Origin of the sequence: Phaeobacter gallaeciensis, assembly GCF_001678945.1 — a bacterium.
Taxonomy (GTDB): domain Bacteria; phylum Pseudomonadota; class Alphaproteobacteria; order Rhodobacterales; family Rhodobacteraceae; genus Phycobacter; species Phycobacter gallaeciensis_A.
Genome location: NZ_CP015124.1, coordinates 3998226 through 4010556, shown reverse-complemented (window position 1 = coordinate 4010556; position 12331 = coordinate 3998226). Strand labels below are relative to the sequence as shown.

10 protein-coding genes and 1 other RNA gene are annotated in these 12331 nt (G+C 61.0%); 3 read left to right on the top strand and 8 right to left on the bottom strand.

Features of this window, described 5'->3' with window-relative positions; translation table 11 throughout:
* Nucleotides 1-40: 40 nt before the first annotated feature.
* The 8 genes from JL2886_RS18895 to JL2886_RS18860 form a co-directional block, all read right to left on the bottom strand.
* Complete coding sequence (locus tag JL2886_RS18895) at nucleotides 41-2476, bottom strand: DUF3772 domain-containing protein (RefSeq protein ID WP_065273406.1); 2436 nt, start codon at nucleotides 2474-2476, stop codon at nucleotides 41-43.
* Nucleotides 2473-3507, bottom strand: coding sequence for a cysteine synthase A (locus JL2886_RS18890; RefSeq protein ID WP_065273405.1), 1035 nt, complete (start codon nucleotides 3505-3507; stop codon nucleotides 2473-2475). Before JL2886_RS18890 ends, JL2886_RS18895 begins: the two co-directional genes overlap by 4 nt.
* Before the next feature lie 81 nt (nucleotides 3508-3588).
* On the bottom strand, nucleotides 3589-4713 hold the full coding sequence (locus JL2886_RS18885; protein WP_065273404.1) for an NUDIX domain-containing protein: 1125 nt from the start codon (nucleotides 4711-4713) through the stop codon (nucleotides 3589-3591).
* 33 nt (nucleotides 4714-4746) lie between these two features.
* Nucleotides 4747-5187: a TrgA family protein gene (locus JL2886_RS18880; RefSeq protein WP_065273832.1), complete on the bottom strand. Its 441-nt coding sequence runs from the start codon at nucleotides 5185-5187 to the stop codon at nucleotides 4747-4749.
* Nucleotides 5188-5349: 162 nt separating this feature from the next.
* Nucleotides 5350-6786, bottom strand: coding sequence for a cryptochrome/photolyase family protein (locus tag JL2886_RS18875; RefSeq protein WP_065273403.1), 1437 nt, complete (start codon nucleotides 6784-6786; stop codon nucleotides 5350-5352).
* A gap of 30 nt (nucleotides 6787-6816) precedes the next feature.
* Nucleotides 6817-8040: an aminotransferase class V-fold PLP-dependent enzyme gene (locus tag JL2886_RS18870; RefSeq protein WP_065273402.1), complete on the bottom strand. Its 1224-nt coding sequence runs from the start codon at nucleotides 8038-8040 to the stop codon at nucleotides 6817-6819.
* A 177-nt stretch (nucleotides 8041-8217) separates the two neighbouring features.
* Entirely contained in the window at nucleotides 8218-9210 is a 993-nt protein-coding gene (gene acuI, locus JL2886_RS18865; RefSeq protein ID WP_065273831.1) for an acryloyl-CoA reductase, read from the bottom strand.
* A 16-nt stretch (nucleotides 9211-9226) separates the two neighbouring features.
* Nucleotides 9227-10330, bottom strand: a complete 1104-nt coding sequence (locus tag JL2886_RS18860) for a dimethylsulfoniopropionate demethylase (RefSeq protein ID WP_065273401.1) — start codon at nucleotides 10328-10330, stop codon at nucleotides 9227-9229.
* Between the two features lie 208 nt (nucleotides 10331-10538).
* Here JL2886_RS18860 and JL2886_RS18855 point away from each other — a divergent pair, with 208 nt between their 5' ends.
* From JL2886_RS18855 to JL2886_RS18845, 3 genes are all read left to right on the top strand, one after another.
* Nucleotides 10539-11276 carry a FadR/GntR family transcriptional regulator gene (locus JL2886_RS18855; RefSeq protein WP_065273400.1) on the top strand — a complete coding sequence of 246 codons (738 nt, stop codon included), beginning with the start codon at nucleotides 10539-10541 and terminating at the stop codon, nucleotides 11274-11276.
* A gap of 53 nt (nucleotides 11277-11329) precedes the next feature.
* Nucleotides 11330-11682, top strand: a transfer-messenger RNA (tmRNA) gene (gene ssrA / locus JL2886_RS18850).
* A gap of 88 nt (nucleotides 11683-11770) precedes the next feature.
* A complete protein-coding gene (locus JL2886_RS18845) occupies nucleotides 11771-12235 on the top strand; it encodes an ester cyclase (protein WP_065273399.1) in 465 nt (154 codons plus the stop codon).
* The last annotated feature ends 96 nt before the right edge of the window (nucleotides 12236-12331 follow it).

Here is a 12331-nt window from a genome sequence, read left to right as displayed (position 1 = left end):
GCATCGCGCAAGGTTTTACGGGCACGTCAGGCGCGCCCGCTCAATCCTCTCCGTCGGCTTGATCAGGGTCGAGATCCTGAAGATCGGGTTTAACCGGATCGTCGACCGCCGAACGAGGGGCAGCCGGACCGGAAGACTGCGATGTCGCGAGAGCCTCGGGATTGCGGATCCAGATATCGCGCTGCGAGAACGGGATCTCGATGCCTTCTTCGTGGAACCGGCGAGCGATCTCGTAGTTCATCTCGGATTTAACTGAGAGCACCCAGTTCACATCCCGCAGAATGGCGCGGATTTCAAAATCGAGACTGTCAGCACCAAAGCCCTGGAAGATCACACTGGGTGCCGGGTTCATCAGAACCAGCGGATTGGCCTTGGCAATCTCCATCAGGATACTCTCGACCTTGCGCAGGTCCGTGCCATAGGCCACCCCGACCGGCACGATCACGCGACCTACCGTGTTGCCGCGCGTATAGTTGGTCACAGTCCCGGTGATAAGGTCAGAGTTCGGGATGATCACATCAGAGCGGTCAAAGGTCTCAATCCGGGTGGAGCGCACCGAGATGTCCCGCACGTAGCCCATCAACCCGCCAACCTCGATCCAGTCGCCTTTGGAGATCGGGCGTTCGATCAGCAGGATGATGCCCGATACGAAATTCGACACGATGGTCTGAAGGCCGAAACCGATCCCGACAGACAGGGCACCGGCAACAATCGCCAGCGAAGACAGGTCCAGTCCGGCCAGGGAAATCGCCACCACAGCGGAAATGAATATCCCCGCATAGCCAAGCCCCGAAACAATGGCATTCTGGCCGCCCGGATCGATCTTGGTCTTTGGCAGCAGAGAATTGCGCAGGCTACCCTGCACCAGCCGGGTCAGCGCATACCCGGCGGCGAATACGATTGCAAAGCTAAGGAAAGCGGTCGGAGAAATCCGCGTATCGCCAATCGAAAAGCCCGCAAGGAACCGAGACCACAGCTCCGTCAGGTCGGCAACGCGGGCCCCCCAGACAATGGCCAAAATCGGCAGCGACAGCGTCACCAGCAGGAAGCCAGAGATCACCGTGAACAGCGAATCCTGCGCGGTCTGCCCCTTGCCGCTAAGCCAGCCGTAAACATCGCCAATGAAGCGTTGCAGCACCAGCATTGCCGCGAGGATCGCAAGCGTGGAGATTGCCGGATAAATCAGCGCCTCGGCCGCACTGGTATAGCCGACTGCAGCCACCAGCGGCGACACGATCCCCAAGGTATAGGCGCCACGTCGCACGACGGACCGTATCCGCCCGACATTTGAAACAGCTGGCGCTCCTGTGTCGTCGTCCTCGCTCTGCTGGGTCTCGGACGTCTCGGAGATGGCCGTTAGCCGCTGTACCCGCAACATCACAAGCGCGGCAAAGACGATCAGCGGGAAGCCCAGCACCGCATGGGCCTCGACCGAGATCCTTTCGATCTGCTCAAAACGGATCAGCGCATCCTTCAGCACCAGCAACACCGCCAGAAGATCCAGCATCAACCGGGCCTGCTGGTGCCGGTTGTCGGCAACCGGGATCAGGCTGCTGCCGTCGCGCGGCTTGAAGACCTGTTCGCCCAACCAATGGAAGGACAACAGCAAGAAGGCCCAGACCGGCACGTAATCCGTCAGCAGCGAACCGCGCAGCCCGAGAAGACCGGACAGATCGATTGCAGCGGTCAGCAACAGGATGCCACCGAACGGCAGCAGAACTTCCAGCAAGGAGACCACGAAACTCCAGACGCCCGTGCCACCGCCGCCATATTGGCGCAAATGGCTGCCCGCAGCCCGTGCCCAGGGGCGTCCCCGCAAGAGCAGAAGCCCGGACAACAGCAGCAGCAGCAAAATCGCCGGCAGGTTGTTGCTGATCCGCTCCCGCGTAGTGTCATTGCCCAATTGGAAAGCGGTTTCATGCCACACCGCCATTCCGGCATCGGACAGATCGGCCGCTGCCTCGGGCCAGTATTGCGGGTTCAGAGGCGACGGCCCCCGTTCCAGCAATCGTTTGGTGCGCCGTTCGCGAATGATTTTGTCGATCTCTGCAATCAAGCCGTCGGCGCGGCTGTAAGCCTCTTCAGAAACCACCCGTGGAACCCGCAAGGCATTCAGCTGATCTCGGAGGCTTGCCCGCAACTGGGCGATATCCTCGGCCTCGGTTTCGCCCTCTGCCGGGGGCGGGCCAAGCGCCTCCAACTGACCTTCCAACGTGCGAATCCGGTCAGCGTTGTCGGTGCCTGAAGACAGAAAGGTTTGCCGGAATCTGGCCAATTCGCTTCGCAGCTGTTCCAGCGCAGCGTTGGAAGCCCGGTTGGCATCAATAACCTGTTCCGCACGCGTCGCGGTTTTCTGCCATTCGGCAGACATGGCCCGGATCTCTTCCGTGCTCTGTGCAGACAGCGGAAGGGCCAGGCCGATCAACAGGATCAGCCCAGCCCCCCAAATGCGCAGCAAGTCAGCTATGCGTTTCATACGTCCTCGAATACACCCGGGATGGAGGCAGGAGCGTGAGTCATCCAGTCCGGCACCGGCAGGCTTTTCTCACGCAGGAAATCGGGGTTGAAAAGTTTCGACTGATAGCGCGTGCCATAATCACACAGCACCGTCACGATGGTTTTGCCCGGTCCCATTTCCTTGGCCATGCGTACGGCGCCCGCGATGTTGATCGCCGACGAACCGCCAAGCACCAGACCTTCGTTATGCAGAAGATCAAAGACAAACGGCAGCGCTTCTTCGTCCGGGACCTGATAGTTGAAATCCGGTGTGAAGCCTTCAAGGTTCTTGGTGATCCGCACCTGACCGATGCCTTCTGCGATCGAGGAGCCCTCCATCGCGATTTCACCGGTGGTGTAATAGCTGTAAAGCCCGGCCCCCATCGGATCGGCCAGACCGATCTTCACACCCTTGGGCTGCAGCGCCTCCGCGACGCCGGCCAGCGTACCACCCGAGCCGACAGCGCAGATGAAACCATCGACCTTGCCGTCGGTCTGCTGCCAGATCTCGGGGCCGGTGGTTTCCACATGGGCCTGACGGTTGGCAACATTGTCGAACTGATTGGCCCAGATCGCACCATTGGGTTCGGTCTTGGCCAGTTCCTTGGCCAGACGCTCGGAATAGCGCACGAAGTTGTTCGGGTTGCGATAGGGCGCCGCCGGAACCTGCACCAGTTGCGCACCGGCAAGGCGCAGCATGTCCTTTTTCTCTTCGGACTGGGTTTCGGGAATCACGATGACGGTCTTGAACCCCATCGAGGCCCCCACCAGCGCCAGACCGATCCCGGTGTTGCCCGCGGTGCCTTCAACAATGGTGCCGCCCGGCTTCAGCTCGCCGCGTGCGATGGCGTCGCGGATAATATAGAGCGCCGCACGGTCCTTGACCGACTGGCCGGGGTTCATGAACTCCGCCTTGCCCAGAATTTCACAGCCGGTTTCGTCGCTAACGCGGTTCAGCCGGATCAGTGGCGTATGGCCGATTGCATCGGCCAGATCACGTGCAATGCGCATAGTATCCCTTTCGATCTTTCCCTACAGACTTAGCCAACCGCCCCTCCGATCACAAGGCGCGAAGCCACAACTGTGCCCTACTCAACCGATGTGCGCGCGAAGCCTGTCCCGGTGCCGGGCCAGCCACAGCGCTGCCGTTACCAAAGGCATGTCCTGATAGGTATTCCTGTCCACCGCATCGATAAATTCAGAGAACGAAATGACTTTACTGCGGATGTCCTCGTGTTCACTGGCCAGCCCGCCGCCCCCTTCGACCGCATCAAGATCGGCAAGCCCCACAAAAATGTGAATGAATTCACCTGAAGCGCCGCTTGAGGGGTAGACCTCGGCCACGCGCTCCAGCTGGGTGACGGCTACGCCCGCCTCTTCCTGTGCTTCGCGCCGGGCGGTTTCTTCCGGCGTTTCACCGGGGTCGATCAGACCCGCCACCGGCTCCCACATCCAGGGGCGTTTTTCCCCGGCAATATAGGTCGCGGCGCGGAACTGCTCGATCAGCAGCACCTGATCGCGGACCGGATCATAGGGCAGAACCACCGCCGCCCGTCCAACCAGCGCCACGCCCCGGTTCACCACCGGGCTGAAGCTGCCATCGTAGCGGCGGAACTGCAGATCCATCTCTTCCATGGCGAAAAAATTCACATAGGCACGTTTGTGGCCGTGCACCCGCACATCCCGCGCCAGATCGTGGGCCGGATCCTCTGGCCGGGCCTGCGCCGCCAACCAGGACGCGGCGCGGCGGCGGATCGAGGGGAAGATCCGGGCGATCTCCTCAGCCGATTTGCAACCGCGCAGGTCCATGACCTCCTCGGCAGCGCGCAGTGACAGCGCGCCCCAGTCTGCAATCCAGCCGTCCAGATCCCAAAGCTCAGTGGTATCCCACATACCGGGCGCGGGGAAATATACCTCTGCATGCGCAGGCTCTCCCCCCTCCAGGCGCACCTCCACCTGTTTCAGCGCATAATCGAAACCGCCTTCATAGAAATTGAGCGCGTCGAGATCCTGTTGCGTCACACCGCGCAGCAGCAGCCCCGGCGCAGAGGCGCCTTCGCAGGCCTCGATGGCGGGAAAGGGCTGGTCCCTGACCTGCCGCACTGCGTGATCGGCAAGCTGCGCCTGCCGCGCATCAAGACTTTCGGCGCTGCGTCCCAGAACGCATTCCAGCAGCGGCACATAGCGCAGCGTGCCGTATAAAAAGAGATCAGCCACAAGGCGCTCCCGTTATGAAGTGAAAATTGACAGTCAGCGCCAGCGGTTGTGAGCGTTCTCGGTGGCGAGGCCCGCCAGAACCCCGCCGATCACCAGCGCCAGCAGGACATGCGGCACCGCCATGACAAAGAAATAATCCAGCGAAATGGTGAAGATCGCAGTCAGCGCCTCGAACGGCCCGTCAAACCGGTGCCGCATGGCCAGCCGGAACATCTCCCAGACGCCCTGCACGAACAGCCCCCAGAACACCATCACCGCCATGCCGGTGATGCCGTTGTTGATGGCGGGCACCAGACCATGACCAGCCCGCCGCCCCATCAGGATCCAGCCACAGACAACCCCGATGGCCATGTTCACATAGGTGAAATAGCCAAAATCGGTACCCTCGGGCATCAGGGGCATGATCATGCCCGAAACAACAAAGGCAAGCAGCGCCATCGACAGGGCTGCGATCAGTCGTGCTCCGTTTGGCATCCCGGCGGGTTCCGTTCCTGTTGTGGCGGTCGCCCCCAAACGGCCACCGCATCCTGCATTGACCAGCAATTTCGCCGGTTCCGGCCTCGCAGACAAGGGTGCCGGGAACAAGTTCTGCCACCATGCGCAACTGGGCAACAAAGCTAGCCTGCCCGGCGTCACTCAGCCTGCTTTCTGTCCGGCGCTACGGTGCTGCCCATAGGCCTCCAAAGCCCGCTCCCGCCCCGCTTTCAGATCGATCAGGGGCCGGGCGCGCATCTGGTCCGGGGACAAGCCCCAGCTGAGCGGCGCCGCATCAAAAAAGCTGCTGGCGCTTTGCGGCGGTGTGCGCTGACCTTCGGCGATCCATCGGCGGATATAACGGCGATCTGCATCGAACTTGTCGATCTGGCCTTCCGGATTGTAGATGCGGAAGAACGGCGCCGCATCCGGGCCAGAGCCCGCGGTCCATTGCCAGCCCATCGCATTGGCGGCCGGATCCCAGTCCACCAGACAATCCGCAAACCAGTCCATCCCGACCTTCCAATGCACCATCAGATGTTTGGTCAGGAAACTTGCCACGATCATGCGCGATCTGTTGTGCATCCTGCCGGTGACATACATTTCCCGCATGGCGGCATCGACAAAGTCATAACCGGTCTGCCCCCGCTGCCAGGCCTCCACATCCGGGGTGATCTCGCTGGACCAGCCAAAACCATCCCATTCTGGCCGCCAGTTTTCCGTCAGAATCTGCGGGCTGTGATACATCAGGTGGTAGGCAAACTCGCGCCAGACCACCTCTTTCAGGAAATGTTCCGCGCCTTTCCCGCTGCCTGCCATCGCGCGCTGGCCCAGATGCCACATCCGGTGCGGGCTGATCTCACCCCATGCGAGGTTTTCCGACAGGTTCGAGGTTGCATCCTCGGCTGGGTAATCACGGCGATCCTTGTAGCGGGCGACGGCCTCTTCGAGGAACCCGTCCAGACGGTCCAGTGCCGCTTGCTCTCCCACATTGCAATGCGCCCGCACGATATCGGCGCCGCGCCGCATCGCCGCACCCATCTGCCAATCCGTCACCCTATCGCTGACCGGCCAGCTCACCGGCGCGGACAGCTTGCCCGGCTCGGGCAGCAAATCGGCGGGCTGGCGATCGCGAACGGCTTTCCAGAACGGGGTGTAGACCTTGAACATGCCCCCTGCCTTGGTCTCGACCGTCCAGGGTTCAAACAGCAGCCGCCCGCCATGGGATTTCACCGCGATCCCGGAGGCCTTCAGATCCTCCTTGATCGCTGTATCCCGCGCGATGGCCTCGGGATCATAAAGCCGCGACCAGACGACGCTCCCTGCCCCGGTCTCATCAATCACCTGCCGCAGAACCTCTTGCGCATCGCCGCGACGGAAGATCAGCCGACTGCCCCGCGCGGACAGCGTTTCAGCGAGTTTCTCCAGCCCAAGGCCAAGACGGAATTTCGGCGCCGCGCCCAGCGCATTGTCCTGCGCATCCAGAATATAAAGCGGGATGACAGGCGCGCCGCTGGTCACGGCCGCCGTCAGGGCCGGGTTATCCGCAAGGCGCAGATCGCGCCGGATCCACCAGATCACCGGGGCATTGCTGGTCATATGTCTGAAAGTCCTGTGCTGCCATTCTCGTTACAGCACGCGATCTAGGGCCTCGATCAGCTGCGTCACCTCATTTTCGTTAGTGTAATGGGTAAAACTCATCCGAAGGACACCCTGTTCCGGGTCCACCCCCATCGCCGAGAGCGCCCGCACCGCGTAGAAATCCCCGCCGCCCGCCATGATACCATGCCCGGCCAGTTCCTCTGCCAGCCCAGCGCCAGACCGGTTGACGGCAACAGCCACGGTCGGCGCGCGCACGGCGGCGTCGCTTGGCCCGATGAGGCGCAGATCGTTGCGGTCCTTCAGCTCATCCAACAGCGGTTGCAGCAGTTTAACCTCGTGGTCACGCATCAGATCGTGCACGAACCCGGCGCGCGCTGCTGCGTCTTCGGTAGGGCCGCCGTGATGATCGCACAGGGCGTCGATATAATCCGCCATACCGGCGCTGGCCGCGACCTGTGCGTGATCGGGTCCCGCAGGGGTGAAGCGCTTGTAGAGAACGTCGCCGTTGAAATAATGCGCCTGGTTCGGAAGGATTTCGCCCAGCGCCCGGCGGATGACCATGATCCCCTGATGCGGACCATAGGTCTTATAGGCCGAGAATAGGTAAATGTCCGGTCCCAGCTCCCCGACGTTGGGCAGCCCATGCGGCGCGTAGGACACCCCGTCGACGCAGACAAAGGCCCCCGCTGCATGGCAAAGCGCGGTGATCTCGGTCACCGGGTTGATCTCTCCCACCACGTTCGAGCAGTGGGGAAAGCAGACAAGGCGCACGTTTTCATCCAGCAGCGTCTCCAGATCCGCCGGATCCAGATGACCAGTGGCAGGATCGATCTTCCACTCACGGACCTCGATACCCTCTTCGGCCAGCCGCCGCCAGGGGCCGGTATTGGCCTCGTGATCCTGATTGGTGACGATGATCGCCTCCCCCGGGGAGAGGAACTGCCGGAACGCCTGCGCCAGAACATAGGTGTTCTGCGTGGTCGAGGGGCCAAAGCTGACCTCATCGGTATCCACCCCCAGGATTGCCGCAAGCCGTTGCCGGGCCTCATCCATCTCTGCCCCGGCCAGGGTCGAGGCCTCGTAAGGCGCATAGGGCTGAACCTTGCGTTGGGTGTAATAACGCATCAGACGATCAATCACCGGCTTGCAGGTATAAGAGCCGCCTGCGTTTTCAAAAAAAGCCTGCCCTTGCAGCGTGGGTTCGGCAAAGGCCGGGAACTGCCCGCGTACAAAATCAATATCCAGCGCCATCTGTCATTCCCCTGCTTTTGTGTTCGCAAAAGGGATGCAGATCTTGCCGTGCAAGGTCAAGCGCCGGTACGCGGTGGAACCGTCCTGCAGCGTGAGGCGCCAGATGTGTAGCCAAAAGAAAGAGCGCGCAGTATCAGCCCTGCGCGCTCCCTTCGTCTCAGAAAAACGGTGTTTCCGTTACCCGTTCACATCCACCACGACGCGGCCTTTGACCTGCCCTTTGAGGATGTCTGCGCCCAGTTGCGGCAGATCCTGCAGAGTTGCGGACTGGATCATCGCTTCCAGCTTGTCCATCGGCAGATCCGTTGCGATCCGCTCCCAGGCGCGCAGGCGGTTGTCATAGGGCTGCATGACGGAATCGATACCCAGCAGGTTCACCCCGCGCAAAAGGAAGGGCACCACAGTTGCGGGCAGGTTCGCCCCACCAGCAAGACCCACCGCCGCAACGGAGGCACCGTATTTCATCTGCCCCAGCACACGGGCCAGCATCGCCCCGCCAACCGCATCAACGCAGCCTGCCCAGGTTTCGCTTTCCAGCGGGCGTTTGACCGTCTCATTGATTTCTTCACGGGCCACGATCTGTGTCGCGCCAAGGCTGCGCAGGTAATCCGCAGTCTCCGGACGGCCGGTCACGGCCGCGACCTCATAGCCGAGATTAGCCAGAATCGCAGTTGCAACAGAGCCAACCCCACCGGCGGCGCCTGTCACCAGAACCGGACCGTGGTCCTTTTGCAGCCCGTGATCCTCCAGCGCCATGACCGCCAGCATGGCGGTGAACCCAGCGGTTCCCACTGCCATCGCCTGGCGGGTTGTCAGCCCTTCGGGCAGCGGTACCAGCCAATCGGCGCGCACACGGGCCTTTTGCGAATAACCGCCCCAATGGGCCTCTCCCACGCGCCAGCCGGTCAGGACCACCTTGTCCCCCGCCTTGTAACGCGCATCCGAAGACGCCTCGACCGTACCGGCAAAGTCGATGCCGGGAATATGCGGGTATTTGCGGACCAGACCGCCACCAGGGCCGATGCAGAGCCCGTCCTTGTAGTTCACGGTGGAATAGTCCACCGCCACCGTCACCTCGGCCTCGGGCAGGTCATCAAGGCTGATCTGCTCGACCGCCGCAGATGTCTTTCCGGTGTCCTCGTCCTTATTCACGACCAATGCGTTGAACATCATGCTTCCCCTCGTTTCACATCCAGAATTTCTCGCGCACGGTGGCCGTGCGCATACCGTCGGGTGTTTCTACCTCAAGTCTTGAGCCCGCATCCCAATGAGTCATGCGGATCATGCCGATTGCCACATTGGTGCGGAAATCGGGCGACCAGGCCGCCGAGGAAATTCGCCCCGCCGGACGACCGCCAGCAAACACCGGCCAGAACTGAGTACAGGGTGGCACGGCATCGCCGTCGATGGCAATCGGGCGGATCTGCTGCACCGGCCCTTCCTTGGCCACCCGCAACAGCGCATCCCGGCCGATACAGCCAATCGCCGTATGGGTATTGCAGAACCGGCCCAGACCACATTCATGTGGCGTGTTGTCGTCGGTCATGTCGTTACCATAGCTCAGCAAGCCGCCCTCGATCCGTTCGATCAGGTTCGGACAACCCGCACGCACCTGCAGATCCTCACCCGCCTCGAACAGCTTGCGCCACAGTGGCATGCCAAATTCGCTGCCCTCCACGTAGATCTCGAACCCGCCCTGTTTGGAATACCCCGAGCGCGCAATGACCAGATCATGACCCTGGAACTGATAGACCCCGAAGCGGAAGAAGCGGATATTGCGGATGCTTTCACCAAAGACGCGCACCATCAGCTCCTCGGCCTTTGGTCCCTGCACGGCCAGCGGTGAGACATCGGGTTCGTCCACCAGCACATCCAGACGCCAGCCATTGGCGATACCCTTGACCCAGTAAAGAAGGTCGCTGTCCGCGATGGAGATCCACCAGCGGTCCTCGGCCAGCTTAACCGCCACGGGATCGTTCAGCATGCCGCCGGTTTCATCGACGATGGGCACGTAGAAACACTGGCCTGCCGTCATCCCGCGCAGATCGCGCGGGGTCAGCATCTGCATCAGCCGCCCGGCATCAGGTCCGCGCAATTCCACCTGGCGCTCGCAGGCCACATCCCAGACCTGAACATGGTTCTTCAGATGATGGTAATCCGCCTCGACGCTTTCGAAAACCGTGGGCAGCAGCATGTGGTTGTAAACGGTGTAGGCGCGCACTCCGGCCTCTTCCACACCTTGGGAAAACGGGGTGCGCCGCAGCCGACGCGACGGTGAAATCAGTGCCATTGCAAATCCTCCCTGGCAAGGCGCGTTGCCCAGTAGCCTGCGGTCCTACTCATCCTCACCGGAACAGGGGTTTTACGCTTCACCCAAGGGTCGGAAACCGCGACTCAACGCTTGTTTCTCAAATGTCAGACTTTTAAATGTCTGACAAATGATTTTTACAGCCCCTCACGATATGGTAATGACGCCGGATATCGACAGGACAGTACCCATGAAAATCGACCCTTCCAGTTCCGACGACCTCTCTGTGCAAATCGCACAGGCAATCAAGGACGCGATTATTGGCGGTCAGCTGATCGTCGATGAACGACTTCCTTCCGAGGCCGAACTGGCCGATCATTTTCAGGTGTCCCGCCCGACCGTACGCGAAGCGTTGAAACGGCTTGCGGCGCAATCGCTGATCCGTACGCAGCGCGGCGCCACCGGCGGCGCCTTCGTCAACCGATTGAGTTTTGAGGATGCCTACCCCCAGCAGGTGACCACCTCGACCCTGCTGCTGTCGATGAATGCGGTCAGTTTCGACACAGCCTGCGAAGCGCGTTATGCGCTGGAGCGCGCCTGCGCGCCCTTGTCGGCCCAGCGGCGCACAGCCGATCAACTGGCCACGATGCGGACCGAGATGTTCCGCCAGTCCCAGCCCGGCCTGACCGATGAAGCCTTCTGCGCCTCGGATGTTGCCTTTCACCGGGCGCTCGTCGATGGCGCGGGCAATCCAGTCCTGTCCTATCAGCTGGCTGGCGCAGTCGAGGCAATGCAGCCGCTGATGAACATGATCACCTTCACCGCAAGGGACCGTGCACGTATCGTGGATTTGCACGGACGCATCGCGGATGCCATCGAATCCGGTGACGGCACCGCTGCCAGCGAAGGCCTCAGTGATCTGGAAAAGGAAACGCGCAAGCTGGCCTCGGATGTCTTCGCCGCACGTGCTGCGGCGGTCTCAACCTGACGCCTGATCGCAGGTAATTCGGCCCACAAAATTCGCACTGTCTATCCGATTTGCCCCTTTAACTCCGCCCGGTCAGCACCTATGTTCTCACTGTTCCCTCGTGGAACTATGGACATAAACGCGCTCGTAATAAGCGGATCGGACCCGGGGGCGGTACCCGGCGGCTCCACCATATATCCTTCGTTTGGGGATCATGGGGCCGAAACAGGATCGACGAACGTCTAAAGGGGTTAGCTTTGTCTCGGCTGTCTGCCACCGTTATCGGCGAAACTAGTACAATTGCAAACGACAATCGTGCTCCGGTTGCTCTGGCTGCGTAAGCAGTTCGAGTCGAACCGACTTTAAGTCCTAGCGCCTAGCCGCGTTAGGCGGGGTTCGCAGGTACCTGGCAACAGAAACCTGCACTTTTCCCCAGCTTTCTCAACGATCATAGGCACCCGTATAGGTTTTATTCAGACTCTGGGCGCATCCTATGCGCAAGACGGAGAACTGTGATGACCAACGCTCAACGCTTGCGAAACTGGTATACCGAGGTCTGGGAAAAAGGAAACCTGGACGCGATCACAGATTTCATTGCACCGGACACCATCGCCAAGGGAATCGTTCCTGAAATGCAGATGGGAATCGATGATTTCCGAGACCTTATCATGACCTTTCAGGCCCAGGTCGGGCGGTTTGAAGTGAACCTGCCCAAGGTGATCGCCGAAGGCGACTGGGTTTCAGCCTTTCTCGTCGTGCGCACCTCAAGAACCGACACGGGCGCCCCGCTTGAGGTTTCAGGGCAGGTCATGGCCCGGTTCGAAAACGGCAGGATCGCCGAAGCCTATAATCACGTCGATTATATCTGCCTGCTGGAGCAAATGGACCTGTTGCCGCCCGACACGATCCCGATCTGCATGACCGGGCAGCGGCTCGATTGGGTCAGACAGACATCCCACAGCATCGCCGCGGCGCCTTAGACCACCAGCCTCGCAAATAAGTTCAACCCCAATCATTTTCACTAGAAAACACCCACACGTAAAAGTGGTTGATTCGCAGCCACAAGCCCTCTCGAC

Excerpts from the sequence above, each read along its gene's own strand:
- JL2886_RS18895 (WP_065273406.1), bottom strand. The coding sequence starts at position 2,476 with ATGAAACGCATAGCTGACTTGCTGCGCATTTGGGGGGCTGGGCTGATC.
- JL2886_RS18890 (WP_065273405.1), bottom strand. The coding sequence starts at position 3,507 with ATGCGCATTGCACGTGATCTGGCCGATGCAATCGGCCATACGCCACTG.
- JL2886_RS18880 (WP_065273832.1), bottom strand. The coding sequence starts at position 5,187 with ATGCCAAACGGAGCACGACTGATCGCAGCCCTGTCGATGGCGCTGCTT.
- JL2886_RS18875 (WP_065273403.1), bottom strand. The coding sequence starts at position 6,786 with ATGACCAGCAATGCCCCGGTGATCTGGTGGATCCGGCGCGATCTGCGC.
- JL2886_RS18870 (WP_065273402.1), bottom strand. The coding sequence starts at position 8,040 with ATGGCGCTGGATATTGATTTTGTACGCGGGCAGTTCCCGGCCTTTGCC.
- acuI (WP_065273831.1), bottom strand. The coding sequence starts at position 9,210 with ATGTTCAACGCATTGGTCGTGAATAAGGACGAGGACACCGGAAAGACA.
- JL2886_RS18860 (WP_065273401.1), bottom strand. The coding sequence starts at position 10,330 with ATGGCACTGATTTCACCGTCGCGTCGGCTGCGGCGCACCCCGTTTTCC.
- JL2886_RS18855 (WP_065273400.1), top strand. The coding sequence starts at position 10,539 with ATGAAAATCGACCCTTCCAGTTCCGACGACCTCTCTGTGCAAATCGCA.
- JL2886_RS18845 (WP_065273399.1), top strand. The coding sequence starts at position 11,771 with ATGACCAACGCTCAACGCTTGCGAAACTGGTATACCGAGGTCTGGGAA.